This window comes from Klebsiella sp. 28 (assembly GCF_018223905.1).
Taxonomy (GTDB): domain Bacteria; phylum Pseudomonadota; class Gammaproteobacteria; order Enterobacterales; family Enterobacteriaceae; genus Klebsiella; species Klebsiella pneumoniae.
In genome coordinates this window covers 1-1224 of sequence record NZ_JAGRQY010000334.1, presented here as the reverse complement: position 1 = coordinate 1224, position 1224 = coordinate 1, and the positions used below count along the sequence as shown (strand labels likewise).

Genomic DNA, 1224 nt, shown 5'->3' with positions numbered 1-1224 from the left:
TTTTTTATAAGTTCAATTGCTTATTTATTGATTAACCTTCTATCGCTAGAAGAAGTGATTAAGACCCAACCGTAAGGTTGATAAGGTTAAGTGAATAAGGGCGCACGGTGGATGCCTTGGCACTAGGAGCCGATGAAGGACGGGACTAACACCGATATGCTTTGGGGAGCTGTAAGTAAGCTATGATCCAGAGATTTCCGAATGGGGGAACCCAATATCTTTTATAGGATATTACTTTTCAGTGAATACATAGCTGATTAGAGGTAGACGCAGAGAACTGAAACATCTTAGTACCTGCAGGAAGAGAAAGAAAATTCGATTCCCTGAGTAGCGGCGAGCGAAACGGGAAGAGCCCAAACCAACAAGCTTGCTTGTTGGGGTTGTAGGACTCCAATATGGTAGTCTGTTAGTATAGTTGAAGGATTTGGAAAATTCCGCTAAAGAGGGTGAAAGCCCCGTAGACGAAATGCTAACAACACCTAGGAGGATCCTGAGTACGGCGGAACACGAGAAATTCCGTCGGAATCCGCGGGGACCATCCCGCAAGGCTAAATACTCCCTAGTGACCGATAGTGAACCAGTACCGTGAGGGAAAGGTGAAAAGTACCCCGGAAGGGGAGTGAAATAGATCTTGAAACCGTGTGCTTACAAGTAGTCAGAGCCCGTTAATGGGTGATGGCGTGCCTTTTGTAGAATGAACCGGCGAGTTACGATTGCATGCGAGGTTAAGTCGAAGAGACGGAGCCGCAGCGAAAGCGAGTCTGAATAGGGCGAATGAGTATGTAGTCGTAGACCCGAAACCATGTGATCTACCCATGTCCAGGTTGAAGGTGCGGTAAAACGCACTGGAGGACCGAACCCACGTACGTTGAAAAGTGCGGGGATGAGGTGTGGGTAGCGGAGAAATTCCAAACGAACTTGGAGATAGCTGGTTCTCTCCGAAATAGCTTTAGGGCTAGCCTCAAGTGATGATTATTGGAGGTAGAGCACTGTTTGGACTAGGGGCCCATCTCGGGTTACCGAATTCAGATAAACTCCGAATGCCATTCATTTATATCTTGGGAGTCAGAACATGCGAGTGATAAGGTCCGTGTTCGAAAGGGAAACAGCCCAGACCACCAGCTAAGGTCCCAAAATATATGTTAAGTGGAAAAGGATGTGGGGTTGCACAGACAACTAGGATGTTGGCTTAGAAGCAGCCACCATTTAAAGAGTGCGTAATAG

1 rRNA gene is annotated in these 1224 nt (G+C 47.0%); it reads left to right on the top strand.

Going from position 1 to position 1224, the window contains the following annotated elements:
* Positions 1–84: 84 nt before the first annotated feature.
* A 23S ribosomal RNA gene (locus tag KHQ28_RS28945) occupies positions 85–1224 on the top strand; the annotation flags it as partial.